General features: G+C 42.3%; 28 protein-coding genes and 1 pseudogene. 10 read left to right on the forward strand and 19 right to left on the reverse strand.

Going from position 1 to position 26,420, the window contains the following annotated elements:
• Positions 1–20 precede the first annotated feature (20 nt).
• From V7K55_RS25800 to trxA, 11 genes are all read right to left on the reverse strand, one after another.
• On the reverse strand, positions 21–1,502 hold the full coding sequence (locus V7K55_RS25800) for a site-2 protease family protein (RefSeq protein WP_334835940.1): 1,482 nt from the start codon (positions 1,500–1,502) through the stop codon (positions 21–23).
• Between the two features lie 438 nt (positions 1,503–1,940).
• The gene (locus V7K55_RS25805; protein WP_334835943.1) at positions 1,941–2,132 is read right to left on the reverse strand and encodes a hypothetical protein; all 192 of its coding nucleotides are present in this window, start codon (positions 2,130–2,132) and stop codon (positions 1,941–1,943) included.
• Positions 2,133–2,169: 37 nt separating this feature from the next.
• Positions 2,170–2,478 carry a hypothetical protein gene (locus V7K55_RS25810; protein WP_442949116.1) on the reverse strand — a complete coding sequence of 103 codons (309 nt, stop codon included), beginning with the start codon at positions 2,476–2,478 and terminating at the stop codon, positions 2,170–2,172.
• A 293-nt stretch (positions 2,479–2,771) separates the two neighbouring features.
• Positions 2,772–2,954: a hypothetical protein gene (locus V7K55_RS25815; RefSeq protein ID WP_334835947.1), complete on the reverse strand. Its 183-nt coding sequence runs from the start codon at positions 2,952–2,954 to the stop codon at positions 2,772–2,774.
• A 271-nt stretch (positions 2,955–3,225) separates the two neighbouring features.
• Positions 3,226–4,437, reverse strand: a complete 1,212-nt coding sequence (coaBC, locus tag V7K55_RS25820; protein WP_334835949.1) for a bifunctional phosphopantothenoylcysteine decarboxylase/phosphopantothenate--cysteine ligase CoaBC — start codon at positions 4,435–4,437, stop codon at positions 3,226–3,228.
• Between the two features lie 89 nt (positions 4,438–4,526).
• Positions 4,527–4,739, reverse strand: a complete 213-nt coding sequence (isiD, locus tag V7K55_RS25825; RefSeq protein ID WP_094330458.1) for a protein IsiD — start codon at positions 4,737–4,739, stop codon at positions 4,527–4,529.
• 153 nt (positions 4,740–4,892) lie between these two features.
• Entirely contained in the window at positions 4,893–5,498 is a 606-nt protein-coding gene (locus V7K55_RS25830; RefSeq protein WP_334836048.1) for an alpha/beta hydrolase, read from the reverse strand.
• Between the two features lie 155 nt (positions 5,499–5,653).
• Positions 5,654–6,319 carry a nitroreductase family protein gene (locus V7K55_RS25835; RefSeq protein ID WP_334835951.1) on the reverse strand — a complete coding sequence of 222 codons (666 nt, stop codon included), beginning with the start codon at positions 6,317–6,319 and terminating at the stop codon, positions 5,654–5,656.
• 104 nt (positions 6,320–6,423) lie between these two features.
• The gene (locus V7K55_RS25840) at positions 6,424–7,536 is read right to left on the reverse strand and encodes an alkene reductase (protein WP_334835953.1); all 1,113 of its coding nucleotides are present in this window, start codon (positions 7,534–7,536) and stop codon (positions 6,424–6,426) included.
• Between the two features lie 234 nt (positions 7,537–7,770).
• On the reverse strand, positions 7,771–8,565 hold the full coding sequence (locus V7K55_RS25845; RefSeq protein WP_334835955.1) for an SDR family NAD(P)-dependent oxidoreductase: 795 nt from the start codon (positions 8,563–8,565) through the stop codon (positions 7,771–7,773).
• A 173-nt stretch (positions 8,566–8,738) separates the two neighbouring features.
• Positions 8,739–9,062, reverse strand: a complete 324-nt coding sequence (trxA, locus tag V7K55_RS25850) for a thioredoxin (protein WP_012412473.1) — start codon at positions 9,060–9,062, stop codon at positions 8,739–8,741.
• Between the two features lie 80 nt (positions 9,063–9,142).
• Between trxA and V7K55_RS25855 the strand changes: the two genes are divergently transcribed.
• Positions 9,143–9,490, forward strand: a complete 348-nt coding sequence (locus V7K55_RS25855) for an ArsR/SmtB family transcription factor (protein WP_334835957.1) — start codon at positions 9,143–9,145, stop codon at positions 9,488–9,490.
• A 17-nt stretch (positions 9,491–9,507) separates the two neighbouring features.
• Here the strand turns inward: V7K55_RS25855 and V7K55_RS25860 are convergent, their stop codons facing one another.
• The 3 genes from V7K55_RS25860 to V7K55_RS25870 are packed head-to-tail and all read right to left on the reverse strand — an operon-like array spanning position 9,508 to position 11,775.
• Positions 9,508–10,287 (reverse strand): nucleotidyl transferase AbiEii/AbiGii toxin family protein, encoded by a 780-nt coding sequence (locus tag V7K55_RS25860; protein ID WP_334835959.1) that lies wholly within the window; start codon positions 10,285–10,287, stop codon positions 9,508–9,510.
• Complete coding sequence (locus V7K55_RS25865; protein ID WP_334835961.1) at positions 10,284–10,520, reverse strand: hypothetical protein; 237 nt, start codon at positions 10,518–10,520, stop codon at positions 10,284–10,286. Before V7K55_RS25865 ends, V7K55_RS25860 begins: the two co-directional genes overlap by 4 nt.
• A 25-nt stretch (positions 10,521–10,545) precedes the next feature.
• Complete coding sequence (locus V7K55_RS25870) at positions 10,546–11,775, reverse strand: glycosyltransferase (RefSeq protein ID WP_334835963.1); 1,230 nt, start codon at positions 11,773–11,775, stop codon at positions 10,546–10,548.
• 120 nt (positions 11,776–11,895) lie between these two features.
• On the opposite strand from V7K55_RS25870, the gene shc reads away from it, so the two are divergent.
• Positions 11,896–13,827 carry a squalene--hopene cyclase gene (gene shc / locus V7K55_RS25875; protein WP_334835965.1) on the forward strand — a complete coding sequence of 644 codons (1,932 nt, stop codon included), beginning with the start codon at positions 11,896–11,898 and terminating at the stop codon, positions 13,825–13,827.
• Between the two features lie 225 nt (positions 13,828–14,052).
• Here the strand turns inward: shc and V7K55_RS25880 are convergent, their stop codons facing one another.
• Positions 14,053–14,451, reverse strand: a complete 399-nt coding sequence (locus V7K55_RS25880; RefSeq protein ID WP_334835967.1) for a DUF6335 family protein — start codon at positions 14,449–14,451, stop codon at positions 14,053–14,055.
• A gap of 365 nt (positions 14,452–14,816) precedes the next feature.
• On the opposite strand from V7K55_RS25880, the gene V7K55_RS25885 reads away from it, so the two are divergent.
• Complete coding sequence (locus V7K55_RS25885; protein WP_334835968.1) at positions 14,817–15,914, forward strand: DJ-1/PfpI/YhbO family deglycase/protease; 1,098 nt, start codon at positions 14,817–14,819, stop codon at positions 15,912–15,914.
• Positions 15,915–15,977: 63 nt separating this feature from the next.
• A pseudogene (locus tag V7K55_RS25890) lies at positions 15,978–16,082 on the forward strand (cupin domain-containing protein); the annotation flags it as partial.
• A 128-nt stretch (positions 16,083–16,210) separates the two neighbouring features.
• Here V7K55_RS25890 and V7K55_RS25895 read toward each other — a convergent pair.
• A complete protein-coding gene (locus V7K55_RS25895; protein WP_334835970.1) occupies positions 16,211–17,452 on the reverse strand; it encodes a methionine gamma-lyase family protein in 1,242 nt (413 codons plus the stop codon).
• Positions 17,453–17,542: 90 nt separating this feature from the next.
• Between V7K55_RS25895 and V7K55_RS25900 the strand changes: the two genes are divergently transcribed.
• From V7K55_RS25900 to V7K55_RS25925, 6 genes are all read left to right on the forward strand, one after another.
• Positions 17,543–18,361, forward strand: a complete 819-nt coding sequence (locus V7K55_RS25900; protein WP_334835971.1) for an acyl-CoA desaturase — start codon at positions 17,543–17,545, stop codon at positions 18,359–18,361.
• 288 nt (positions 18,362–18,649) lie between these two features.
• On the forward strand, positions 18,650–19,702 hold the full coding sequence (locus V7K55_RS25905) for a fatty acid desaturase (RefSeq protein ID WP_334835974.1): 1,053 nt from the start codon (positions 18,650–18,652) through the stop codon (positions 19,700–19,702).
• Between the two features lie 218 nt (positions 19,703–19,920).
• Complete coding sequence (locus tag V7K55_RS25910) at positions 19,921–21,000, forward strand: fatty acid desaturase (protein WP_334835976.1); 1,080 nt, start codon at positions 19,921–19,923, stop codon at positions 20,998–21,000.
• Between the two features lie 725 nt (positions 21,001–21,725).
• On the forward strand, positions 21,726–22,421 hold the full coding sequence (locus V7K55_RS25915; RefSeq protein WP_334835978.1) for a LabA-like NYN domain-containing protein: 696 nt from the start codon (positions 21,726–21,728) through the stop codon (positions 22,419–22,421).
• A 90-nt stretch (positions 22,422–22,511) separates the two neighbouring features.
• Complete coding sequence (locus tag V7K55_RS25920; RefSeq protein WP_334835980.1) at positions 22,512–23,222, forward strand: response regulator transcription factor; 711 nt, start codon at positions 22,512–22,514, stop codon at positions 23,220–23,222.
• Between the two features lie 120 nt (positions 23,223–23,342).
• The gene (locus V7K55_RS25925; RefSeq protein WP_334835982.1) at positions 23,343–24,431 is read left to right on the forward strand and encodes a sensor histidine kinase; all 1,089 of its coding nucleotides are present in this window, start codon (positions 23,343–23,345) and stop codon (positions 24,429–24,431) included.
• Positions 24,432–24,771: 340 nt separating this feature from the next.
• Here V7K55_RS25925 and V7K55_RS25930 read toward each other — a convergent pair whose 3' ends face one another.
• The 3 genes from V7K55_RS25930 to V7K55_RS25940 all read right to left on the reverse strand — a co-directional run bounded on the left by V7K55_RS25930 (position 24,772) and on the right by V7K55_RS25940 (position 25,900).
• A complete protein-coding gene (locus V7K55_RS25930) occupies positions 24,772–24,933 on the reverse strand; it encodes a hypothetical protein (protein WP_334835984.1) in 162 nt (53 codons plus the stop codon).
• A 321-nt stretch (positions 24,934–25,254) separates the two neighbouring features.
• Positions 25,255–25,518 carry a cupin domain-containing protein gene (locus V7K55_RS25935; protein WP_334835986.1) on the reverse strand — a complete coding sequence of 88 codons (264 nt, stop codon included), beginning with the start codon at positions 25,516–25,518 and terminating at the stop codon, positions 25,255–25,257.
• A 22-nt stretch (positions 25,519–25,540) separates the two neighbouring features.
• A complete protein-coding gene (locus V7K55_RS25940) occupies positions 25,541–25,900 on the reverse strand; it encodes a Mo-dependent nitrogenase C-terminal domain-containing protein (RefSeq protein WP_334713515.1) in 360 nt (119 codons plus the stop codon).
• Between the last annotated feature and the right edge of the window lie 520 nt (positions 25,901–26,420).

Consider the following 26,420-nt stretch of genomic DNA (forward strand, 5'->3'; position numbering starts at 1 on the left):
TCTGTATTCCTAATTCAGCACTATCCTATTCCCAAACGCCCAGCCAAGCCGGGAGTTAAGGGTAGAAGTGTGGTAATCATCAAGAATAGAGCCAAAAGACCCAAAGCGGCTCTAGCATCATCAGGTTCAGTGACTTCATTCAAGCTGGGGCGTTCTTGATCCCGTTGCAAGAAGAAAATCACGATCGCCCAGTACATGGCAATCATATTACCGAGAGACACTACTGCCAGTAAAATTAAAGTTGTGATCGTTGCCCGCCCTGCGGTTTTGCGTCCATAAATCGCCTGAACAATCCGCCCACCATCTAGTTGTCCTGCGGGCATTAAGTTCAAAGCGGTGATAATTAACCCCAACCAACCAATTACCACTAGGGGATGAATACTTACCAAAGGCGATTGCAACGCCGAACCAAGGACAACTCGCGCCAAACTTCCCACCAAAATTGACCCTTGGAAAAACTGGTTGGGCAATTGGAATAAACTACCTGGTTGGGAAAGTAGTAAGCCTGTCACCAGCATTAGCAAAGAGACAATACCACCTGCGGCTGGCCCTGCCAAGGCAATATCAAATAATACCTTGCGGTTGGGTAACAGAGATTCAAAGCGGGTAATTGCCCCAAAGGAACCAATTTGCACAGCAGGCAAAAAGAAGGGCCAGCTAAGGCGAATTTGGTGACGCTGTGCAAGTAACCAATGACCGATTTCGTGAGATACTAAAATCGAAAATATTCCAGCACCTATGGGCAAAGCTTCTTGAAACCGCCCTGGGTTGCCAAAAAAATCAAAATTCAGCAATAAGCCCGCAGCTTCTAAATTAGTCGCAATGGTTGCGATCAACAGAATACCTGCAAAAGCCTTTTGCGATCGCAACATCGGCTTAGGATCGTTGCGACTTGGCAGGACAATCACCACTGGTCTACCGTCTGTATTTTCCACTAAAAACAGACGATAGCGATCGCTAAGGCGTTGCTGTAAACTTGCAGTTAGACGGTTGTGAGTCTCTTCTGGTTCTCCCCGTAAATTACCTTTGAAAATAGCTCCATCTTGGTAAGCGATGGTTTCTGTGGCAAAAAATGTATCGATACCAAAAATGCCTTTAATTGCATTCAAGTCATCTTCCGGTATTGGTGGGATTTCCGCTTTCAGTTCTGCGACTGCTAATTGTGGGGAATTTGCTTCAAGAGAGGAAGCAGCTGCGAGTCTTTCGGTTGCGCGTTGTTTGAGGATGGCATCTTGCCCAGCTGCGCGTAACTGTCTGCCCAAATAAACATACAATCCGGCGGAAGTCACTACTAAGAACAATATACCCGCTATATTGATATAAATACCTACGGCAAACAATCCAAAAAACAGCAGCCAGGGAGTCATCAACACCACCGACTGTAACCAGGCTAAGATTCCCAGCTTACCAAAAGGTCTGGCGCGATAAAAGCCCCAGCCCAAAATGCCTAAAGCTACCAGTAGGATTGCCGCCAGGATAGAAGTTTCTGATAAAGTAAACATCTCCAAACCTTTGCTATTGAGACTAAGCCAGAACAAGTCCGGTATTGCAGATACACTTATTAATGTATAACGCCGCCTGTAATCTGCCCAAATTATCCGGCTTCGAGTGGGCTAGGAAAAAGCGTAGGTATTGTACGTTGTGTTCTCACCATAAATAGTTACATTTAGCTGTTGATGGCTTAGTAGTTGCTCTAATCATCCGAACCCTAAACAAAGACAAGTAAATTATCTGTTTTTTACGCCTCTGCTAACAAGCGTTCGTCAAAGACGTTGGCGTAGCCATCGCTTGTTTTTTCTGTTTTCTATGCACTTATTATCCTTTTTGTCAATTCGTAAGTTCTAGTGGGTTAAGTGGGAAAGGTGGGGAATTTGGTATAACAAGTTGACTAGGCTGTTAATAAGTTGTAAGCTAGCGCGTGTTAGATGCTTTATGCAAAATTACGCGTTTTTTAAAACCAATGAAAACAACATTACTATCAGGGTTAGCTGTAGCGATAACTGCTGCATCTGCTGCCCCCAATCCTCATCTAGGGCAGCAGGTGTAAACAGTACCCGTTCAGGTATCCACAATCTTGGCGATTTTGTTTGTGTATCTGATACTGAAACTTGGTCTGTAGTTGTATTCAGCAATATCTTTCTCCGTTATTTCGTTTGCTGATTTCTGCAATTAATTTTCAAGGACTTGCTTAATTCGTCGCTCTAACAAATCAAGATCCAAACTGCCTTCATCACGATTAATTCGGCGCACAGTCGAATTAACATTAGCTAAATTAACCAATAAATCTTGAAGAATTTCCTGCTGCTGTCGGGCTTGAGTAACTTCGCGTGGTTCCTGTACCAAATCACGCACGATGGTATCTTCAGCGCGAGAGGCGATAATTGGATCGCTTTGCCCTTGAATGTGAACAAAGGTTCGTCGGCCTGGGCCTCGCTCCTCTTCTATTGGTATAACTGCTGTTACTTGGTCAGAACGCACATATTTGCCAAATCCTAAATGGACTAGCTCTGATGAGAGTATTTTCATATAATTGAAGCGTTATTTTTAAGTCTTACTTATATTGTAAAATATAGAAAAGTGGCTGAAAACCATAGACTATACGGGTTATACCCAATTGAAAGTAGTAGTTTCCTTTCGCAATTGCTGCTTAATATCTCTATGTCAGTCACACTATTTCTACCAGCTTTTGGGCTTGTTCTGGGGTTTCACTAAGCTCAATAAACTCAAGTTTTAGGTTGCACTTTTAACCTTGGCTTGTTAAGTAGGTTGTACTATTTATATCCAATAGATACTAAGTAATTGCGTTGATGCAACATCATCTTTTGTAGTGACTTCTTCAAAAACACCTCTGGAAATTCCAACTCCCAATCAAACGGACGCAACTTTTCAAAATCAGGTAAAGCCTTACCCATCCCATCAGGAATATCTGCACCATACCGAAAAGTAGTTAACAAAGTCTTCCTTAAACCTTCCCTTTCCTTCTTTGACCAATCATTAAAATAACTCCCAACCAATAAATCGCAACCTCTGCGTAAATCAAAACTTCTCGCATTCGTTCCGTCAATAAATACACCTTGCGATTTTGGTCTTCCCTCGTCAACACCGGAAGCGATGCAATCTCTCGCCGTAACTCAATCACCTTATCAACTTCCCGCCGAATCTCCTCAGCAAATAACTCCGGTGTGCCAGTTGTGTCTAAATTCCAATTTTGGCAAAATTTAAAATCTAAAATTCGTTGGTGAGAAAATCAAATAACTGATGGGCCATTTCTAATTTAGAACAAGGTGCGATCGCTACTTGCCGTCCTTGATTATCTAAAAATATCGCTTGATTATTATCGCTCCCAAAACCACTATCAGGTTGATCGATAGGATTGGCAACAATAGCATCAAGTTTTTTATTCTGTAATTTTTCTAATGCAGGATTGACAATATCACCAGTTTGTGCTGCAAATCCAATTAATATCTGATGCGGCTGCTTAAGTTGTGCTAATTGGGTGACTATATCCGGTACTGGTTCCAGGGGTAAAGCTTGGGGGAGCGATCGCTTGGGCAATTTCTCTGTACTATAATATTTTGGCTTCACATCTGCCACGGCTGCTGACATGACAATTACATCAGCGTTGGGTAAACATTCCACCATGACGTGCTGCATTTGCTCGGCACTAATGACAGGAATCCCTTGCACTCCTAATGGTACATCCCAATTCGCAGGGCCATGTACTAGGGTGACACTTGCCCCTCGGTGAAGTGCGGCTTGTGCTAAAGCTAATCCCATTTTACCTGTGGAAGGATTGCCAATAAACCTAACTGGGTCAAGATACTCTCGCGTTCCCCCAGCGCTAATTAAGACTTGTTTACCTGCTAAATCTCGTTTACCTTGAGTGTGTAATAACGATTGGATGTGAGCGAATATTTCTGGAGGTTCTGCTAATCTACCAGCACCGATGCGATCGCACGCCAATAATCCTGATGCTGTATTCATCCCATGATATCGGCTATCGATCAATAGCTGTTGCCAATTTCGCTGCACTGATAGCTGTTCCCACATATCCGTATTCATTGCGGGTGCTAACAACACAGGATTTGTAGAAGCTAGCACAGTATTTGTGAGTAAATTATCAGCCATCCCGTAGGCTAACTTGGCTAATGTATTAGCTGTCAAGGGGGCAATTACCATGACATCTGCCCATTCACCCAAATCAATATGCAACGGGCGAGAGTGAGTAGCTTGCCAAAAATCATCATCTGTGTAGGCTCGATGACGAGATAGGGTGGCTATTGTCAGAGGCGTGATAAATTCTTGCGCCGAACGGGTGAGGATAACTCGCACTTCCACCCCAGTTTTAAACAGCGTCGAAACCAACTCACAAATTTTGTAGGCGGCGATACCGCCGCCTACACCTATTAGAACCCTGTTTAATGTTGGATTAGTCATGGTAAAAAGTTAGGAGTAAGTAGTAATTTAGGAGCAAGTAGTTACTAATATTAATTTCCAACTCCTAACTCCTAGCTCCTAACTCTCAACTATGCTTCATCGTAAGGTTCCAAGTCTAAGAGGTAGATATAGGGTTCAACTAACTCTGGACGCTGAAATGCGATCGCTCGCAATAGATGCCAATCATTTAAACCATCAAAAGCATTATTGTAATTATCCAGATCCAGACGTGTAGCCAGTTCTTCTACTTCTGCCGCAGTTATGGCAGCAATTTCTTTTCTGGAAATGCTTAGAGTTGTCATAATGCTAGCCCCTCCCTTATGCAGCACTGCCTTCAGCATGGGTTAAGTTGCGCCGAACGCAGCCACCCTATATATATTACTCATTAGAAGACATAGATTTCGTGAAAATTTTCAGCATTTATACCAGAATTTATAAAAAATTCGTAATTCTGACTAGCCAATTACATTTACAACGAATTTCCGTAGCACTTTTAACGTTTCTGGATTTATTTCATGCCCCATATCAAATTCGTGATATTCTACCGGCACTCCCAGAGACTCTAAAGTTTTGTGTGCCTTCAAAGCGGCTTGTAGTGGCACAACTTCATCATATCTCCCGTGGCTGATTAAGGTCGGCGGAATCCCTTTTTGATCTGCCCTTAATGCATCAGGATGTAAATACCCACTCATGACAGCTAAACCTGCTAGGGGCAATTTTGAGCCGACATCTAAAGTCATTGCCCCGCCTTGAGAAAATCCACTTAAGATGGTGCGTGACAAAGGTACACCAGTGCTACTTTCTAAAGATTGTAAAAAATCTATTAGCAGTTGCCGACTTTCGGCCAATCCTTCATACATATTCTCCACCCGCAAGTCATACCATGCCCTCCCTGTAGGGGAATAGGGATAAGGATAAGGTGCATTGGGTAATATAAATTGGTAATCAGGTAAGTTGAGCAAGGGTAACAAAGATGCTACATCCTCAGCATTAGCACCCCAACCATGCAAAGTAACAATTAAGCCTGCGGCGGGTTGAGAAGTTCTAGGGGGAACGGTAATAAATTGTAAAGACAGAGGTTTACTCCTAAAATTTAACTTTTCTAATAGATCCTATCTGATACTTTTAACCCCGACATTTTCCGACATCTAAGATATCTTGAATATCCAGGACAATATTACCAATTCTGTTGGTAATATTGTCCCTTGAGAGAGAACTAACCCTGATATGGATTACCGATTCTGTCTACGGAGACGTTGGAGGAGAATGGTAAACGACCTGGATTTAAACGTGGTTCGGCTGCATAGCCAACAGGAACAACAACAGCGATCGCTAAATCTGGATTATCCCCAGCACCAATCACTTCCTTGACCTTATCCTCAATCCAACCATTCATAAAACAAGTGGATAATCCCAAACTTTCTGCTGCTAACACCAAATGGGTAGCGGCGATGATGGCATCTTTGATGGCATATTCGCGTCGTTTGTCGCCTAATCCAGCTTGAAATTGCGGGATGGCGGTTTTAAAGTAATTTACCGTGCCTTCATTCCATGCTCCAGCTTGGGCTGCCTGCTCTATAATTGGGGTCAAGTTTTGTTCGCTTGCGTTAGGATCGGCAGCAAACACAAAGGTTACAGGTGCTTGGACAATTTGCTGTTGATTCCACGAGGCTGCTGATAATGCTGCTTTTTGCGCTTCATCTTGTACAAGAATAATTTGCCAGGACTGGATGTTATAGCTGCTGGGCGCTGCTACGGTCAACTCTACCAGTTGCTTGAGTAGTTCTGGGGTAATGGGGTCTAGTTTAAAAGTTTTGATTGAACGGCGTTGAGCGATCGCACTGGGTACATCTAAAGGTTGGGTTTGGATGATGGAACTCATGAGTTTCTCCTGATGGTTGGGTTATGACGCTGCTGTAACGATTTTTAGGATTGGACGAAATACTCTAGTAGTGTGAAAAGTTGCTTGACAGACCACTAGCAAAATTATGCCTTAGCTACCGGCTCATTAGCAGCCGACCAAAATGGATAGTCTGTATATCCCTTTTCGTCGCCGCCATAAAAGCTTGCTTGATCTGCTTCATTTAGTGGTGCATTCAAAGCCAAGCGTCGGGGTAAATCGGGATTTGATATAAATAATGTGCCAAAGGCAACTAAATCTGCTGCTTTCTTTGCCAGTACAGCATCGCCTTTTTCACGAGTATAACCACCATTGACGATGAGAGTACCTCTAAAGCGATCGCGGATATGACTGGTGGGTACAATTATCCCGCCATGTCTAATATCTGCCTCTGTTGCCTCATAAATATGCAGATATGCCAAATTAAATCGGTTCAACGCTTGAGCCGCGTAACCGAATGTTTCCAGGGGATTGGAATCACCTATATCATTAAAAGTCCCACTAGGAGAAAAACGTACCCCAACTCGGTTAGAATCCCATACACTAGTTACCGCCTCAGTCACCTCCAACAGGAATCGGGCGCGATTTTCAATGGAACCGCCATATTTATCTGTCCGTTGATTGGTGCGATCGCGGAGAAATTGATCTATTAAATAACCATTAGCTGAGTGAATTTCTACCCCATCAAACCCAGCCGCTAGAGCATTTGCCGCTCCCTGACGGTACTGTTCTATTATTTGTGGTATTTCTGAAGTTTCTAAAGCACGGGGAGTAACATAGGGTTTTGGCCCCTCATAAGTTGCAGCCTCACCTTTAGGAGCAATGGCAGAAGGTGCCACAGGTAAAGCTCCATTTGGTTGTAAGTCAGGATGGGAAATTCTGCCTACATGCCATAGTTGCAGAAAAATTCTTCCTCCCGCCTGATGTACAGCATCGGTTACTAACTTCCATCCTTCTACCTGTTCTGACGAATGAATTCCTGGTGTCGCGGGATAACCCTGTCCTTCAGGAGTTACCTGTGTTGCTTCAGTAATAATCAGTCCGGCGGAAGCACGTTGGACGTAGTAGGTAACATTCAGTTGGTATGGTACATTTCCCTCACCTGCCCGGTTTCGGGTTAAGGGAGCCATCACTATCCGGTTAGGTAGTTCCAGATTTCCTAATTGGTAAGGAGAAAATAAGTTGATATCAGTAGTCATGTCGTTTTACTCCAATTCAAAATGACGCTCTCTACGTTCGCGCAGTGTGTCGCAGACAGACGCTAAAAGAGTAGCTTGCAACTCTTACAGAGTATGCGGACTCGCTAACAAAATTTGGAACCCCACATCTGCGAGATCGGGAGAACAAGGAAAGAGTTTTCCCCATACCCAATTTTGCGTGCAGCGCATTACAGCTATTTCAAGTAAATAGACTATGCAATTGTGGTTCAAATACTAAACAATCGACCGAATAACGCCACCATCTACCCGCACAGCTGCACCATTAGTTGCTGAAGCTACGGGACTAGAAAGATAAACTACGATCGCTGCTACTTCTTCATTAGTTGCAAAGCGTTTGATTAAGGAACTTGGGCGGACATTTTCAAAAAACTCCGCCTCAACTCGATCGGGACTAATACCACGTTCCTGTGCCAGGTTGGTGATAAATTCTTCAACTCCCTCTGAACGAGTTGGCCCTGGGAGGACGGAGTTTACTGTAACTCCAGTCCCCACAGTCATTTCTGCTAAACCTCTGGCAATAGCTAGCTGCGCCGTCTTAGTTGTGCCGTAGTGAATCATTTCCACTGGGATCTGAATAGCAGATTCGCTGGAGATAAAAATTATCCGCCCCCAGTTTTGCTCTAGCTGCTTTTGCAGATATTGCCGACTCAAACGGACTCCACTGAGAACGTTAACCTCAAATATTTTTAACCAGTCATCATCTGTAATATCAAAGAAGGTTTTTGGCTCATAAATACCCACATTGTTTATGAGTATATCAACATGAGGAACCTCTTGAAAGAGCTTCTCTAACCCTGATGCAGTGCCTGCGTCAGCAACAACACCAGAAACTTTCGCGTCCGGTGTAGAATGCTTAATTTTAGCGATCGCTTGAGCTACTCGTTCTTCAGACCGACCGTTGACAATCACTGATGCACCTTCTTGAGCTAGCCCAAGAGCGATCGCCAAACCGATACCTGCGGTTGAGCCACTCACCAGCGCGGATTTACCATGCAATTTCAAGTCCATTTCGCTATTTCCCCGTTAGTTGAAACAGAATGCTCTGGGATTGGTGACTGGGGACTGGAGATTAGGAACTGGAGAGCAGGGGAGCAGAGGGGAAATAACCAATGTCCGATGCCCCATGCCCCATGCCCCATGCCCAATCCCCAATGCCCAATTCCCCATACCCTTAACTTAGATTAAAGATGCTGTGCTAAGGTTTTATTCAAGGTAGTTTTTGGAACTGCCCCTACAACAGTATCGACCTGCCTACCTCCCTTAAAAACCATCAGCGTCGGAATGCTGCGAATTCCATAATGGCTAGCTACAGTAGGATTCTGATCTGTGTTCAGTTTCACAAACTTCACCTGTCCTTCGTATTCCGCAGCAACTTCATCGACTACTGGGCCTACCATCCGGCAAGGGCCGCACCAAGGTGCCCAAAAGTCTACTAAGACCGGAATTTCACTTTCTAAAACTTCTTGCTTGAATGTGGCTTCCGTGACATTTGTAATGGATGACATAAATTGCCTTCCTAATTAATTCTATAATTCGATAATATCGAATAATCAAAATATATGCCACTTGATGAGATAATGCAACTATGAGATTTCTTTATCATCCAGATAGAAAAAATATTTCTTTACCAGGAGTATTGTATGCATTGGGCGATCCAGTGCGGCTAGAGATTGTGCGGCTGCTGGCGACTGAGGGGGAACAATGCTGTGCCCAGTTTGATTTTGCGATCGCTAAGTCTACGATGTCAAATCATTTTAAGATTTTGCGGGAGTCTGGGATAGTCTTTACACGGAAAGAAGGGACACATCACATTAATATTCTGCGGCGTGAAGATTTAGAGATGCTGTTTCCAGGGTTGCTGGATGCGGTATTGAAAGCGGCTCAACCATTGCCTGTTAGTCCTGCTACTAAACAAACAGCTTCAAGGATTTAGGGGGAATGGGTACTTGTTTAAGAATCTTCTCGTTTTTCAAATTGTGTTTCTAAATCGGCAAAGATATCATGTTGTTCTCGAAAAGTCCTTGGCGTGGGAGATAAACCTAAATCTGTAGAGAGCAAATCAATCCCATCGATAATTTTGGGTATCTGATATCGATCGACTTGTAGGCTAAGAAAGCATTTCTCTCTGTAATCTGGTCTTTGTTGGAATAGTGCGATCGCTCTTTCTAAAGGGCGCATAACCTGATATGCTGCTTCAGCCTTCTCAATTGATGCTTGAGGGATTGGAGATTGCAACCTGAGAATTGCTAGATCGATTAAATCTCTTGCCTCAACACTGTCATCCGCATAACGGTCAGAATTTGACAGCAGCTTAGAGGTAAAACAATCATTGAAGCTTAAGCAGGGAACAAGCGACCACTTTGGATATCTTGGTGGATCTAGTTGAAAACGAGTTTCGGCAATGATTTCTGTTTTAATCGGCATATCATCCACAAAAACTATCATCCGAATTCCATATTGGTCAGTTGTGCTACGTCCAACTTGGATTTTACTTAAATCCCGAAATAATGCTTCATGCCCACCCTCAAATACCACTGTACGTAAATATTTATAGCCTTCTGTACCAACAGAAGAAATAAAATCAACATCCTTACTCCAGCGATATTCTTCAAACTCAAATGCCAGAAGGGTTCCGCCACCGAAGTAAGCAGAACCCTTTCTAAGTATGTCAGAATCTAAGGATTCAAGAACTGTGAGAATTTTATTATGGTGTTCAAACCTGGAATTCATAAACAAACTTGCAACCAGGATTTATAACGTTTGGCGAGTTCCCGAAGAAAATTGAGTTCTTCACCTTCAAGATTATTAAATAGGTTGCGATATTGCCAACCACGCTCGTAGCGACTGAGCATTTGTTCTAAAGTAAACCGATATACATCGGCAGTTTGCCAACAAATTGATTCCAGAAAAGGCAGCTTTTTAGGGACAATAACAGGATTAGTTGTTGATGTTGCGGTTGTCATAATTTTTTTATCCCAATTATCCCAATTATAAATTATCCGAACTGGGATAAACTCTTCCTTTCCAAGCACCGCCGCGTCCTTGCCAGTGACGGAGTGCTGAGTCTAGAGTCATTAGGGTATAGAGAAACGCGATCGCAGGTAAACTAAAGGCTAACCAGGGAGAACATTTATAAAAGCGGATCGTCGGGTAGTAAGCGAAACTCATTAACAGCCATCCTAATAAACCTGTAAGTGCGATCGCCCAACTACTCCAAACCGTACCTAGAATTACACATACAGGTGGAACTAGATAAATCAGAGGCATTCCTACCAAAGTGCCTAATAGTAGTAATGGAGAATAATTCAGTTGAGTATAAGCACTACGAGCAACCATATCCCAAATCGTCGCTAGCGAATCATAAGGACGAATGCTCCGAGTCAAGCTACTCAATCCTAACCAGATACGCCCTTGGCTAGGGATTGGGTATAGATCATTGTTTATCCCCCTTGTCTCCCTGTCCCCTTGTCCCCCATTCTTAACAGCCTGAGCAAGGGCACAATCATCAATTAAAGCTTGGCGAATCACTTGAATACCTCCGATTCGCTCTAAAGCTTCACGGGCGATCAGAATAGATCCCCCGGCTGCTGCGGCTGTGGGATTGTTGGGATTATTAACCCAGCGAAAGGGATAGAGTTTTTGGAAGAAAAAGACGAAAGCCGGAATCAAAAGTTTTTCCCAAAAGCTCTCACACCTAAGTCGCACCATTACCGAAACCATGTCTAAATCTTCTTGGACGGCTTTAGCAACGAGGCGGCGAAGATTACCAGGATCGTGTTCGATATCTGCGTCAGTCAGTAAAAAATAGTCAGGTGCGAATTTACTAGCGCTTTTTATACCTTGTTCAACTGCCCAAAGTTTACCCGACCAACCAGAAGGCAGTAATTCGCCTGAGATAATATGTAATTGTTGAGGTTTCCCGACAGCGTGTGCAACTCCTTCGGCAAAATTTGCTGTCCTGTCTGTACTGCGATCGTCTACCAAAAACACGTTGAAAGAACCAGGATAATCTTGGAGTAGGAGCGATCGCAAGGTAGTTGGTAGTAATTCAGCTTCGTTACGGGCTGGAACTACTGCACAAACCACAGGTAAAGATTGTAGCTGAATTTCTGTAACCTCTAATTGCTGGTCTGTCCGCCAAAATTGTCCCCAAAAACACAGTAATCCTAACCAAATTGTCAAGGATAACAGCATCAATCCTAATACAATTACATCCATGATCTATTGCAAATTCTCAGTGACTCAGACACAATACTATGTCTACCAATAAAGGAAAAATTTTTTCATCGTATTACCGTATTCATAACTAGTGTTGAGTGTGAGGTTAGATAGGATTTGATGCAAACACAAGACAGGGTAAAAGTCAATCAAATTGCCGAAGCGATCGCAGCCAGCCAAGAATATCTGCTTTCGATTCAAAATCCGGCAGGTTACTGGTGGGCAGAGTTAGAATCTAATGTCACCATCACTGCTGAAGCCGTTCTTTTGCATAAGATTTGGGGAACAGACCAAACCAGACCTTTACACAAAATTGCAGCATATCTGCGTCAAGAGCAACGACAGCATGGCGGCTGGGAACTTTTCTACGGTGATGGCGGAGAACTTAGCACTTCAGTTGAAGCTTACATGGCGCTGAGGCTGCTAGGTGTACCAGCAAACGATCCGGCGATGATTCGGGCGCAAGCTTTTATTCTCAAACGGGGCGGTGTTAGCAAAACTCGAATTTTTACTAAGTTGCACCTAGCTTTGATTGGCTGCTACAACTGGCGCGGTATTCCCTCGCTACCGCCTTGGATCATGCTGTTGCCCGAAGCTTTCCCAGTTAATATCTACGAGATGTCTAGTTGGGCACGTTCCAGTACAGTACCGTTGTTGATTGTATGCGATCGCAAACCTGTTTTTATCACTAACCCAACTATCAACCTAGATGAGCTATACGCTGAAGGTGTCGATCGCGTCCGGTGGGAATTACCCGAAAGTGGCGATTGGACAGATTTATTCCTCACCCTAGATCGTGGTTTCAAGTTTGCAGAAAGCCTAAATTTAGTACCTTTTCGTGAAGAAGGCATCAAAGCCGCCGAAAAATGGATTTTAGAACGCCAAGAAGCTACAGGCGACTGGGGGGGCATTATTCCGGCGATGTTAAATTCAATGCTAGCTTTGCGCTGTCTGGATTATGACCGAAGCGACCCGATTGTGGAACGAGGTTTGCAAGCAATTGATAACTTTGCCATTGAAACAGAAAATAGCTATCGGGTACAGCCTTGTATTTCACCAGTTTGGGATACAGCTTGGGCGATGCGTGCTTTGGTAGAATCTGGCTTTGCACCAGATGATCCGGCTGTGGTAAAGGCGGGTGAATGGTTGTTGCAAAAACAAATTTTGGATTATGGCGATTGGGCTGTAAAAAATCGTCAGGGAAAACCAGGGGCTTGGGCTTTTGAGTTTGAGAATCGCTTTTATCCCGATGTAGACGACTCGGCGGTGGTGGTGATGGCACTACATTTAGCGAAACTTCCCAACGAAAAAATCAAACAGGCTGCGATCGCACGGGCGGTAAACTGGATTGCATCTATGCAATGTAAACCGGGTGGTTGGGCTGCCTTTGATTTGGATAACGATCGAGATTGGCTCAACTCTATTCCTTATGGCGACTTGAAAGCCATGATCGATCCAAACACCGCAGATGTTACGGCTAGAGTCATAGAAATGCTTGGTGCTTGTGACTTGACAATTGATAGTGATAATTTGGAGCGATCGCTAACTTATCTTTTGGGCGAACAAGAAACCGAAGGCTGTTGGTTTGGTCGTTGGGGTGTAAATTATATTTACGGTACGAGTAGCGTTTTGTCAGCCTTAGCGTTAATTGATCCTCAAAGGCATAAACTCAGTATAGAACGGGGAGCAGCTTGGTTAGTGGGATGTCAAAACCCCGATGGTGGTTGGGGTGAGACTTGCCGCAGCTATGACGATCCCAGTCTCAAAGGAAAAGGAAATAGTACTGCATCTCAAACAGCTTGGGCTTTAATTGGCCTCTTGGCAGCAGATGAAGCAACTGGTAAATTAGCTCTTGAGGCTATTGAGAAGGGAATTAACTATCTAGTTGCAACTCAACAGCCTGATGGTACTTGGTTTGAGGCTGATTTTACTGGGACTGGCTTTCCTTGCCATTTCTATCTCAAATATCATCTGTATCAACAATACTTTCCTTTAATCGCTCTTGGTCGCTATCAAGCAGCGATCGGTTCGACGAACCTCCCCCAATCTTGAACTTGAGATAGATGTTAACTTTCTTTAGATAGTAGGTAGAGAACTTTTTAAAAGTGATGGTGATGGCTAAATTAGATCCTCTTACAGCGAATTTTAATCAAACGTGCCACAGTTAAAAGTACTAAAACCAATATTGGACTTTGTTTTAGGATTTATTTTTGTGGTGGGTTTGATAAAAAACTGCTGTAAATCCTCCTTTTTAAGGAGGATTTTAAGAAGTAATTATTATCGCCGAGCTTGATAATCTTCTGAAGACTTTGGATCTAACTCCCAGCGATCGCCATCACGATCCTCTAAAATATCATTGGTATGGAGAAACTCAGAGTCATCCATTTCTAGCCCCACTGCTGCTTCTAGCTCTTCAGTTACATTATGATCGGGAGTGGCGGTGCTACCACCAACAGCTTCATCTCCAACTGCATCTGCATCTTGCCTATAAACATCAACATCACCAGTCATTTCAGGACTAGTTTCTGTATACTCACCTCTTTCTTCTTTCATTGAGCGCCCAGCAATATTGTATCCTGGCAATTCTTTCACACCAGTACCGTAGGATTCGGTAATTTCCTGTGGCAAATCATTGGTTTGAATTTCGTCATTATGATTATGATTTTTTTTTGCCATGATAATAGCCTTTTTCTGCATTATCACAATAACGTTTTCCGACCGAGAAGTTATCTTGCTAGAGATGTATAGCTTTAGAAATAAAAGAATCTATCCCCTTGGAACGAAGCTAAAGGAGCGATCGCACCAGTAAGATTGGAAATATGAAATCATGGTCAAGCAACTTGTAGTTGAAATTTTTAGTTATGAGTTAGGAGTTTTAAACCGAAATTATTCATTAGTTAACTTCTCACTCATAGCTATTTTTTATTAGGAAAAAAACAGAATTTGAGTGGTTCTATTCCGTTAAAAACCCAGACACTTTAACTGTCCTTGATGAATATTGTAGCTAGTTAAAAACTAGAAATAAACAGGCAATGCAATCTATGACTGACTATAACAATCATTCCGAGAATAAAAAAGTTGCCATCCTCATTGAACAGGCAGTAGAGGATGCCGAATTTACAGTTCCTTATAATGGACTAAAACAAGCTGGAATAGAGGTAGTAGTCCTTGGTTCCCGAATGAATGAAAAATATAAGGGTAAACACGGCAAACTTAGTATTCAAGCTGATGGTACTACAACAGAAGCGATCGCAGCCCAATTTGATGCGGTGATAATTCCTGGTGGGATGGCTCCCGATAAAATGCGGCGGAATACCAATACAGTACGTTTTGTCCAAGAAGCTGTACAACAAGGAAAATTAGTAGCTGCGGTTTGTCATGGCCCACAAGTTTTGATTGATGGCGATTTACTCAAAGGCAAACAAGCCACTGGTTTTAGTGCTATTGCCAAGGATATGATTAACGCTGGCGCAAATTATCTAGATGAGCCGGTGGTAGTTGACGGGAATTTGATTACATCTCGTGAACCTGGAGATTTGCCAATTTTCACCACAGCTATATTAAGCCGTTTGGGTTATGGTGGCAAAGATGCGGCATTACCAGATGAGAAAGACACAAGTGCTGAATGGTGGAAACTAGCTGATGCTTGGGGTGGCTCAACTAAAGGTGATATCAGCAGAGGTTTAAATAATGCCCTTGCTGGTGAACGTTATTCTCTAGAAGCATTTGAGAAATACTTAGAAAAGGAATCAGATAACGAAGTAAACTCAGTCTTTCAAGAAATAATTGCTAATAAACAGCGCCACATTGAAAAACTGGAAATCTATCTTCATCATTTGGGTGAAAAACCTTCTTTAGGGGCAAACATTGCTAATCAGTATGCCAAGGTGAAAACTGCCTTGACAGGAAGTGATGACATATATCAGTTACGTTCTGCTTTAGGGGATGTGCAAACTGGTATAGGCGATATTGGTAATTTGTGTGCAATGTTAACTGACCCAGTAGCGACTGCTATTTTCAAAGAAATTTACCACGATTTATTGAAATCCGAACAGCGATTAGCAGAACTATATCGGGCGCGGATAGCTGTTCAAGTTCAAGCTCCTAAGCCGACTACAGGGGTGGCGGTGTCAATATAATTCCTAATTCGTAATGACGTTCTCTACGAGACGCTAAAAGCGAACGCAAACTCGCTACCGGGGGTTGTGCCCATAGGAGCCAGCCACACATACAACATCTTGGAACCATTCACAGATGTTGAAGCAACTAGTCCACCGGCTCAAGTCCACGGGTGTGATGAAAATTAAACCATAGAGAACAAGCTGTTTTCAATTGCGTGTAGTTTAGGGGCGCACAGCTAGCTGTGCGCCCCTACCGCGTATTGCTTTGAGAATTGCACAATAAAAATGTGAGGCGATCGCCTTTCACCAATTTCTCAATAAACCTCGCCAGCATTTCCTATTGCATCGATCGCAGCCTCTAAGGCGATCGCTACATGAGTCCAATGAGTTCCCCCCTGGCAATAAACCACATAAGGCGATCGCATTGGCCCATCAGCCGATAATTCCAAAGTACTCCCCTCAATAAATGTCCCTCCAGCCATGACTACTTTGCTCTCATACCCCGGCATTTCATCTGGGATAGGATCTAAGTAAGAACCAATGGGAGAATGCTGTTGGATGGCTTTACAGAAAGCAATTAGCTTTTCGGCTGAACCAAGTTTAATTGCTTGAATTACATCACCACGGGGAGCCAAGGGTGCGGGATTCACTGGATAACCGAGTTTATCAAATACATAACCAGTTAAATATGTCCCTTTCATAGCCTCCCCGACCATTTGCGGCGCTAGAAATAAACCTTGGAACAGCAGGCGATTTTGGTCAAAAGTAGCACCACCATAACTACCGATACCGGGAGCAGTGAGGCGACAAGCTGATGCTTCTACTAAGTCGGCGCGACCGGCGACATAACCACCAGCGCTGACAATGGTTCCACCAGGATTTTTAATTAGCGATCCCGCCATTAAATCAGCACCTACACCTGTAGGTTCCTTTGTTTCAATAAATTCGCCGTAGCAGTTATCCACAAAGCAAACGGTGTTCGGGTTTTGCTGTTTGACTAAGTGGACAATTTTTTCAATATCGGCAATTGATAAACTAGGTCGCCAAGAATAGCCACAAGAGCGCTGAATTAACACTAAACGAGTATTTTCAGTCACATTAGTACTTAAAGCTGGCCAATCTATAGTTCCTTCGGGGGTTAGCTCCAATTGGCGGTAATTTATGCCAAACTCGATCAGGGAGCCTTGACCTTGACCCCGTAAACCAATGACTTCTTCAAGCGTATCGTAGGGAGAACCGACCACTGCTAACATTTCATCTCCGGGACGGAGAACACCAAACAAAGCACAGGCAATCGCATGAGTTCCAGAAACGAACTGCACCCGCACAGCCGCAGCTTCAGCACCCATAACTTCGGCAAAAACTTTATCTAAAGTTTCTCGTCCTAAATCATCGTGACCATAGCCACTTACACCAGCAAAGTGGTGTGCGCCCACACGGTGATTACGAAAGGCATCCAGCACTCGTTTTAGATTATGCTTGACCTGAGTGTCAATTCCAGAAAAAATTTCTAATAGTGCCTGTTCTGCTTGCCGCAGCTGTTCTAAGCTGTTCATCAGTTCCTCGTTCAAAAAAAATTAAATTATAGATATGCGGATTTTAAAATCGCACAGACTAGGCAGGAAAATTCAAATTCAGGTTATCGCATGACAATTGCTACTTCAACCAAACCTCAAATTAACTGGGTTAACACCCTGTTTTTCATTGGACTGCACATCGGCGCTTTATTTGCCTTTGTTCCTGGTAACTTTAGCTGGACGGCAGTTGGTGTGGGTTTCTTGCTGTACTGGGTGACTGGCGGTTTAGGCGTTACTCTAGGATTTCACCGCCTTGTTACCCACCGCAGTTTTCAAACTCCCAAGTGGCTAGAATATCTTCTGGTTTTCTTTGGGACACTCTCCTGTCAAGGAGGCCCAATTGAGTGGATCGGGACACATCGGATTCATCATTTAAATTCTGATACGGATACCGATCCCCATGATTCTAATAAAGGCTTTTGGTGGAGCCACATGGGTTGGCTGACTCATTATTGTCCCGCTCACGCTGATGTTCCTCGTTTCACCAAAGATATTGCCGAAGACCCAGTTTATCAGTTTTTAGAAAAATATTTCATTTTGATCCAGATTGCCTTGGGTGTATTGCTTTTGCTTCTGGGTGGCTGGCCCTTTGTTATTTGGGGAGTTTTTGTTCGCATTGTCTGGGTTTATCACTGCACTTGGTTGGTAAACAGTGCGACTCATAAATTTGGCTATCAGAGCTATGATTCTGGCGATCGCTCGACTAATTGCTGGTGGGTAGCTGTACTGGTATTCGGTGAAGGCTGGCACAATAACCATCATGCCTTTCAATACTCGGCTCGTCATGGGCTGGAATGGTGGGAAATCGATTTAACTTGGATGACAGTTCAATTGCTACAAGCGGTTGGCCTGGCTAGTAATGTGAAGTTGGCCCCAACAAAGCAGTAAGTCAATTTTGGATTTTGGATTGCCCATAGCGTAGTGTAAAGCCTGCGTCTTTTGAATTGAAAGAGACCACAAGGATACTTGGCATCGGGACATGAACCGAAATAATCTAAAATCCAAAATCTAAAATTATTAGTCAAAATTCTGTACTTTTGACTCCTGACTAATAATACTTACTGGTGCGCTTGTGTCTATTAGGTTGCTATAATCCGAAGCGCTAATGTGAAGAATTTGTGCGACAAGTTGCTTTTTTGTGACTTGGTGGAGGAGTTTTTTGTTTTTCAGGTGTTCATGACTACATCAATAATTAACAGCCAAAAACTAAGTGACGAGCCTGGTAATTCCGACTTCCGGCTCAAAGATATTATCAAAACCCTGCCACGGGAATGTTTTCAGCAGAACCGTCGCAAAGCTTGGACACAAGTAATACTAAGTGTCTTGGCAGTTGCCTTGGGTTATTACAGCCTGATTATCACTCCTTGGTTTCTTTTGCCCCTAGCTTGGATTTTTACGGGTACTGCTTTAACAGGTTTTTTTGTAATTGGTCATGATTGTGGTCATAGGTCTTTTGCCAAACGCCGTTGGGTAAATGATTTGGTGGGGCATTTCTTCATGATGCCTTTAATTTATCCTTTTCATAGTTGGCGCATTAAGCATAATTATCACCATACTCATACCAATAAACTGGATGAGGATAACGCTTGGCATCCAATCAGACCAGAAGTGTTTGAAAATTGGGATACAACCCGTCAGTCTGCTTTCAAGCTGTTCATGCGTAAACGCCTCTGGTGGGTAGGTTCTATCGGACATTGGGCTGTTGTGCATTTTGATTGGCGGAACTTCAAAACTAAAGACCAATCCAGCATCAAGCTTTCTGTGGCTGTAGTGGTTGTATTTGCTGCGATCGCTTTTCCGCTTCTCATCGCCACAACTGGTATCTGGGGATTTGTCAAGTTCTGGCTAGTACCCTGGATGATTTACCATTTTTGGATGAGTACTTTTACTATTGTTCACCATACAGCCGCAGATGTTCCTTTTGCGACAGCAAATAAGTGGAATGAGGCTCTAGCACAGTTATCTGGCACTATTCATTGCGATTATCCGCGTTGGGTAGAAATCTTGTGCCACGATATCAATGTTCATGTCCCTCATCATATTTCCACTGCGATTCCTTCTTATAATTTGCGGTTAGCTTACAGCAGCATCAAAGAAAATTGGGGGCCTTATCTCCATGATGAGTGTCAGTTTTCTTGGCCTTTAATGAAGCAGATTACAGACGAGTGTCAACTGTACACAACTGATGTTGGCTATAAGACTTTCAACGAACATTACACACAGCAATAAATAGCGCCGTGATTACACTCACGCTCTTTAATTAACGAGAGCTTTGATCGGGCTGTGTTTTAATAGAATCTGGCAATTGTTTAATGAATAAAATTTTAGATAAATTGCCAGAAATTATCCTCTTGTGTGTTAGCGATCGCTAGGATCGTGGGCATTCTAGAGTTGAGATGATCTTGTCTCAATTAAAGTTCCGATTTATATCCAATCAAAAGAATCCAGTGTCATCAAATATCATCACGTTCAACGATTCTACTGGCTGTGAAAAGTCTGAAGATACGACTAAATTGCCTTTCACTCTTCAGGATTTAAAAGTTGCAATTCCTGCTGAATGCTTTCAGCCCAATGTGACAAAATCACTTTTTTACTTCTTTCGTGACATCCTGATTATCGGTCTGCTTTATGCAGTTGCTTCTTCCCTGGATTCTTGGCTTTTCTTTCCGATTTTCTGGCTAATGCAAGGAACGATGTTTTGGGCTTTGTTTGTAGTCGGACATGACTGCGGACACCAATCTTTTTCTAAGCATAAATGGCTCAATGATTTGATTGGACATCTTTCTCACACACCAATACTTGTTCCTTATCATGGTTGGCGGATTAGCCACAGAACCCATCACAAAAATACTGGCAACATCGATAACGATGAAAGCTGGTATCCGGTAAGCGAATCGCAATATAAGGAGATGCCTTTAGCACAAAAGATAGGCAGATACTATGTTTTTCTATTGGCTTATCCTGTGTATCTGTTTAAGCGTTCTCCTAATAAGGAAGGCTCCCACTTTTTGCCCAGTAGTTCGCTTTTCAAACCATCGGAAAAATGGGATGTTATTACTAGTACTGTGCTTTTGATTGGGATGGTAGGTTTGCTGGGTTTCCTCACCTACCAATGGGGCTGGATGTGGTTGCTGAAATATTACGCTGTCCCCTACCTTGTGTTCATTGTTTGGCTAGATTTGGTGACATTCTTACACCACACTGAGCCTGAGCTTCCCTGGTATCGTGGAGAAGATTGGACTTTCCTAAAAGGCGCAATTTCTAGTATTGACCGTGATTATGGTTTAGTTAATCATATCCATCACGATATCGGTACTCATGTTGCTCACCATATATTCCTTAACATTCCTCACTACAATTTGCTGAAGGCAACTGAGGCAATCAAACCAGTGATGGGTGAGTATTTCCACAAATCAGAAGAACCAATTTGGAAGTCATTATGGAATTCATGTATCAGCTGCCATTTTGTCCCTGATACTGGTAGTAAGGTTTACTACACATCCAAGAATAAGTTGGTTAAAGACTAAGATTCAGATTCCCGACTTCTTAAAAGAAGTCGGGAATCTTGTATTTTCGTCAGTGTTTTATGAATATTGACCGTTTAACACTTTCTCATTCACATAAACTTTTATAAGAATTGAATTTAAGATTACCTCAATACGTTCAGAAAACTTACCTTTTGAGGAGTTTGAGGAGCGATCGCATATAGGATTACTATTTGATTTTTTAACGAAATTAGTAGAGTGTGTTAGAACGGAGTTCGTAACGCACTATTATCAAGGGTTTGATGCCGTACTCTCCGTGCTAACACATCCTACGGATATTTTCAGAAATCAAACCGGATTCCTATATTACATTATTAGTTCGTCAGTATTTGAGCGTCCTTAGACTGCGGTAACTCTCAACTTCCTGGCTGTAAGCTTACTAAATCAAGAGCTAAAATAAAATAGATAGATTAAATTTGCTGATTCTTGCCTCTACTCTTACAGTAAGATTTATTTTTTCCAAACTCTTGCTGTATCGGTAGGTAAAGATTAACATATCTGTGGACAGAAGCAATATTTCGTCAAACCAACCCTAACTAATGTGACAAACTCTTGATCTGCCTACTTTGAATCCTGTTTAGCACCAGTTAACTTTATCTAGTATGTAGTGCTTTAAGACCATTAGCTGCTAGGGTTATAAATTAGCACAGACTATACTATAGACAATTTACCCAAAACTTTTTTCATCTTTAAAATCAGAGGTATCAATGATTATAACTAATTTTAGCAAACATAGAAATGAATTTAAAGAACCTAAAGTACTCAAGGCTAAACCGCATTGGCAAGGACAAAATTTGACTGATACTACGGTCAAAGGTAAAGATCCCAAAGTACAAGATACAGTAAATGATAGTTCGATTGTCAATAACTTGAATCGTGGTCGAGTTGCTATTTTTATTGATGGCTTAAACCTATTTCATACAGCTTTACAACTTGGTATAGAAATTGACTACGTTAAATTGCTTTGTCATTTAACTAATGGTTCAAGACTGTTGCGTGCTTTCTTCTATACTGGGGTTGATATCAGCAATGAAAAGCAACAGGGTTTTTTATTGTGGATGCGTCGTAATGGCTATCGTGTAGTGGCTAAAGATATCATGCAACCAGCAGAGAATTTCAAAAAATCAAATCTGAACGTAGAAATTGCTGTAGATATGATCACTTTAGCTCCCTATTATGATACTGCGGTCTTAGTTAGTGGGGATGGCGATCTAGCTTATGCTGTGAATGCTGTCAGCAGAATGGGGGTTCGAGTGGAAGTGGTGAGTCTACAAACTAGTACTAGTGAAAGCTTGATTGATGTTGCTGACTGCTTCATTGACCTCGACAGTATTAAAACACACATTCAGAAAGATTCTAATCTTGGCTATAGTTATCGCACGCCTTCAAATTCAAACCTTTAATCCACTCTGGCGGAAGTTTGTCTACTTTTAACAAGGGGATTTTGCCCCTTGTTTGCCCTTTATTTGCTCCAAGTCTGATTATTAATTGAAATGGATATTTTAATAGTTGAAGATGAACCAGAAATTGCTCATTTAATTGAACTATCTTTAGAAAAAGAAGGTTTTTTTTGTCGCACTAGCCGCGATGGAATGAATGCTTTGCGGATGTTTCAGGAGCAACCACCCGATCTAATCATTCTAGATTTAATGATTCCTGGTTTGGATGGATTGGAAGTTTGTGCCAGAATTCGCCAGAAACCAGGTGCAAAAGATCCTTACATTTTAATGCTTACGGCTAAGGGTGAGGAAATCGATCGCGTGATTGGTTTATCTACTGGTGCTGATGATTACATGGTAAAACCCTTTAGCCCTAGAGAATTGGTAGCTAGGGTACGGGCATTATTGCGGCGTAGTCTCCGCCAAGGGGGACAACATCAAGTAAATCGTACCCAACACTTTATCGTCGATGTAGACCAGCGCACTGCTAGCCGTCAGATGAATTCTCAGCAACCAGAAATTTTGGACTTAACTACCCTAGAATTTAATTTGCTAACCACCTTTGTTAGCAATCCCGGTCGAGTTTGGAACCGTACTCAACTAATTGATAAACTTTGGGGAGATAACTTTTTTGGCGATGAACGAGTGGTTGATACTCATGTAGCTCGGTTGCGAAAAAAGATTGAGCCTGATTCGGCAAATCCTACTTTTATTAAAACTGTTGTTGGTGTGGGCTATAAATTTGAAGATCCTCCGATAGCGTAAGGGGCTTCCAACTAAAAAAATATCCCATTGCTTTGCTTTGGGGGTAGGGAGCAGGGGGAGCAATAATCGTGTTAAGTCTAGAATTTGGGATAATTTATTTTTTGGAGTTCCCTAAATATTATGAAAATGGGGCTGAGAACGCGCCTATTTTTCTCCCACTTAGTAGTAATGATTGTGGGGGTAGCTAGTCTGGTGAGTATTAGTAAAATCTCTTCCCCCCACTTATTTGTCCTGCATTTGGAACGATTAGAAAATGAGGGGTTTGACTTAATTGATGTTCGGACTGAATTGGTTACAGGATTTGAACTTGCTTGGCAACGAAGCACTATTTGGTCAGTCTTAGTCGGCACTACCGCCGCCGGAGGGTTGAGTTATTGGGTGTCCAGACGGATTATGCAGCGCTTGACAGAAATGGAACAAATCACCCAAAAATTTGCTGCTGGGCAGATGGATGCACGATTACCGATGTCTGATATTCCAGAACTGAATGGACTGGGTGCAAGTTTTAACCGGATGGCAGCCAGTCTAGAAGGGGTGGAAGCGCGGCGGCGAGAGGTGATTGGAGATATGACCCATGAATTACGAACACCGTTAACAGTTGTGCGTGGTTACTTAGAAGAACTGGCTGATGGAGAAATTGAAGCATCTCCTGAAATTTATCGACGTTTAGCTAAAGAAACTAGGCGCTTAGAGCGGTTGGTGAACGATTTACAAGAACTGTCTAAGGCAGAAGCTGGTTATCTACCAATTAATATCCAACGGGTAAATCTGCGTCCGTTGTTGGAGTCATTAGTGGAAAAATTCACCGATCAACTGTTAGAAGACGGGCCAGTTTTGCTCTTACAATGTCCATCTGTGCTACCTCTTGTATTGGCGGATATTGACCGCACAGAACAGGTGTTGGTTAATTTGCTTGGTAATGCGGTGCGTTACACTAACGAAGGTTCAATTACGATTCGTGTTGGAACTGAAGCTTCTCAACTCTCGATTGCGGTTATAGATACAGGCATTGGTATCGCTCCAGAAAATTTGCCTCATGTGTTTGAGCGTTTCTGGCGAGCCGACCAATCGCGCGATCGCCATTCGGGAGGGACAGGTATTGGCTTAACTATTTCCCATCGTTTGATTGAACTACAAGGCGGTCAAACTCAGGTAGAAAGCGAGTTGGGAGTTGGCAGTACATTTAGATTTTTTCTACCTTTGGCTTAAATTTGAGTCAAAACCCTTGAGATACAAGGTATTGACACAAGGTAGTCACGGTTGTGTCATACCCAATTGTTAACTTAAAAATATACAAAATTTAATCCGCTTGGCGTTAGTAATCTTTTGCGCCGCTTGCTGCCCCCAAACCCCCCTTTTCTAGGGGGCTTTATTCCCTCCTTAAAAAGGGGGGTAGAGAGGATGAAGCCTTAACTAAAGCGGATTAATCCAAAATCTGGTTTTTTTGATGGGTGTCGAGATTTTGGAATTGTATAGAATATAAAGTTTATTTGGCATTTGGGTAGAAGTGTGTATGTCTACTTTTGTTTTGGCTGCTTTTTTGGTTAGTTTACTCAGCGTTTCGGGTTACGTTGCGATCGCCTACTTGTTCCCTCAAAATCGCTCCCAAGACTGACCAAATAACGATCTCAGCGTGTTTTGGGTCAGCTTCCAGCGTCATCGAAGTGTCGGAAATTGCTTCATTGGAGAGGATTGTAATGATTTTATCCAAAGGGCGATCGCATTACAGTCAACATAAATAATCTGTTTACCAACATTGCCGATCGCCTCAGCTACTTGCTTTGCCGCTTCTGTCGCTAAATTTCAAGTTGGTGAGTAAAAAAAGTACCCAACCCTCCCCAAAGAATTGGGTAGAGTTGGGGAGGAGCGTACTTTATTTAGTTGCAAACTGCTATATATTACTTATGCTGTAGCCGAAAGCTATATTTTCAATCAAATGTGTCAAAAATTTGGACACTATTTTGGTAGTTATCTTAAGCTCAAAAACCAATGGTAAACGTGTCAGTTCACGGGGATCGCTTTTATCTATTGGCTAATCAAAGTAATAATGTTTTTTCACGTCGCTTGTGATTTCCCAGATGCAGGACATACCAATCACCAAATCACCTTTACCCATTTGCACTGGCTGTCCACCATCAGGAGTAACAACTAGATTACCTTCCAAAAAGTAGCAAGTTTCTTGAGAATCATAAGTCCAAGAGAATTTTGAGACTTCCTTTTTCCAAATTTCCCATTTATAGACACCCAGTTCATTGAGGCGTTCTTGTCTGGGTTGATGCTCAATTTTAATTTCCATATTGTGTTTTTTCTAGTTATGTTCAGCAGTAAGATTGAATATCTTCTCCACACTGATCTACTAGGTAACACAAAGCGCGAAAACGTAAATACACAAGTTCGTTATAAAGCGGATTTAGCTTGCACATTGGTGGAATGTGGGCTATTTTGCGACCAAAAAGCATGATATCACGCTCGAATGGACACTGGGCGGGAATCAGTTTAGCAATAAATTTGGCTAATTTCCGATTTTGAATCTCAATTGTGTCTAGCCATTGACGTAATGGTTGCAATAAATCTAATTTGGGTTGAGCTAATTGGCTTTCACTATCCGCTTGATGATTTTGTCCTAAAGGTGGAATAAAAGCAGATAGAAAAATACGCCGATTATTTGTTTTAAGCATGGTTTTAGGCAAGGTTTTCCTTGTGTAGATGAACTATTTGCCGATTGGGAGTATTACCATCTAATTTCTCTAGTCAATTTGCATTTTGCTTGTTTGTAAGGAAAGAAGCAAAATAAGCTCAACTCAAAGAATTTACATGCATCTTTGGAGATAAATGGTTTAACTAATTGTTATTTAAACCCACCAAATCAGGAAGAACTGTCCCGTTAAATACAAAATAACAAAGAAAATATAAAAATGGCATTTCTTTAACTTATGGATTGCTAATCTCGTAAATAGCAAATTTATATATTACATATAAATGTCTAGTTCTGAAACTGACTAGTATCTAGAGATGGATTTTCGGGGATAAAAAAACAGTCTACTTCTGACTCCATATAGGCTTCGCTAGGATTAGTCTGCAATATCTAGCGATTTTAGAACATAAAACATATAATAGTCTGTGCAATATGTTACATTACCTAACCTAGACATTATCTAATAAGTAGCAAGGAATTGTTTGATAAGTCCAAGCTAATAC

Source organism: Nostoc sp. (assembly GCF_036919895.1).
Lineage (GTDB): Bacteria > Cyanobacteriota > Cyanobacteriia > Cyanobacteriales > Nostocaceae > Nostoc.

Coding starts and splice junctions, on each gene's coding strand:
- V7K55_RS25920 (WP_334835980.1), top strand. CDS start 22,512: ATGGATATTTTAATAGTTGAAGATGAACCAGAAATTGCTCATTTAATT.
- V7K55_RS25800 (WP_334835940.1), bottom strand. CDS start 1,502: ATGTTTACTTTATCAGAAACTTCTATCCTGGCGGCAATCCTACTGGTA.
- coaBC (WP_334835949.1), bottom strand. CDS start 4,437: ATGACTAATCCAACATTAAACAGGGTTCTAATAGGTGTAGGCGGCGGT.
- V7K55_RS25845 (WP_334835955.1), bottom strand. CDS start 8,565: ATGGACTTGAAATTGCATGGTAAATCCGCGCTGGTGAGTGGCTCAACC.
- trxA (WP_012412473.1), bottom strand. CDS start 9,062: ATGTCATCCATTACAAATGTCACGGAAGCCACATTCAAGCAAGAAGTT.
- V7K55_RS25860 (WP_334835959.1), bottom strand. CDS start 10,287: ATGAATTCCAGGTTTGAACACCATAATAAAATTCTCACAGTTCTTGAA.
- V7K55_RS25900 (WP_334835971.1), top strand. CDS start 17,543: ATGACAATTGCTACTTCAACCAAACCTCAAATTAACTGGGTTAACACC.
- V7K55_RS25915 (WP_334835978.1), top strand. CDS start 21,726: ATGATTATAACTAATTTTAGCAAACATAGAAATGAATTTAAAGAACCT.
- shc (WP_334835965.1), top strand. CDS start 11,896: ATGCAAACACAAGACAGGGTAAAAGTCAATCAAATTGCCGAAGCGATC.
- V7K55_RS25835 (WP_334835951.1), bottom strand. CDS start 6,319: ATGAGTTCCATCATCCAAACCCAACCTTTAGATGTACCCAGTGCGATC.
- V7K55_RS25855 (WP_334835957.1), top strand. CDS start 9,143: ATGAGATTTCTTTATCATCCAGATAGAAAAAATATTTCTTTACCAGGA.
- V7K55_RS25925 (WP_334835982.1), top strand. CDS start 23,343: ATGAAAATGGGGCTGAGAACGCGCCTATTTTTCTCCCACTTAGTAGTA.
- V7K55_RS25885 (WP_334835968.1), top strand. CDS start 14,817: ATGACTGACTATAACAATCATTCCGAGAATAAAAAAGTTGCCATCCTC.
- V7K55_RS25840 (WP_334835953.1), bottom strand. CDS start 7,536: ATGACTACTGATATCAACTTATTTTCTCCTTACCAATTAGGAAATCTG.
- V7K55_RS25880 (WP_334835967.1), bottom strand. CDS start 14,451: ATGGCAAAAAAAAATCATAATCATAATGACGAAATTCAAACCAATGAT.
- V7K55_RS25905 (WP_334835974.1), top strand. CDS start 18,650: ATGACTACATCAATAATTAACAGCCAAAAACTAAGTGACGAGCCTGGT.
- V7K55_RS25940 (WP_334713515.1), bottom strand. CDS start 25,900: ATGCTTAAAACAAATAATCGGCGTATTTTTCTATCTGCTTTTATTCCA.
- V7K55_RS25895 (WP_334835970.1), bottom strand. CDS start 17,452: ATGAACAGCTTAGAACAGCTGCGGCAAGCAGAACAGGCACTATTAGAA.
- V7K55_RS25865 (WP_334835961.1), bottom strand. CDS start 10,520: ATGACAACCGCAACATCAACAACTAATCCTGTTATTGTCCCTAAAAAG.
- V7K55_RS25935 (WP_334835986.1), bottom strand. CDS start 25,518: ATGGAAATTAAAATTGAGCATCAACCCAGACAAGAACGCCTCAATGAA.
- isiD (WP_094330458.1), bottom strand. CDS start 4,739: ATGACAACTCTAAGCATTTCCAGAAAAGAAATTGCTGCCATAACTGCG.
- V7K55_RS25870 (WP_334835963.1), bottom strand. CDS start 11,775: ATGGATGTAATTGTATTAGGATTGATGCTGTTATCCTTGACAATTTGG.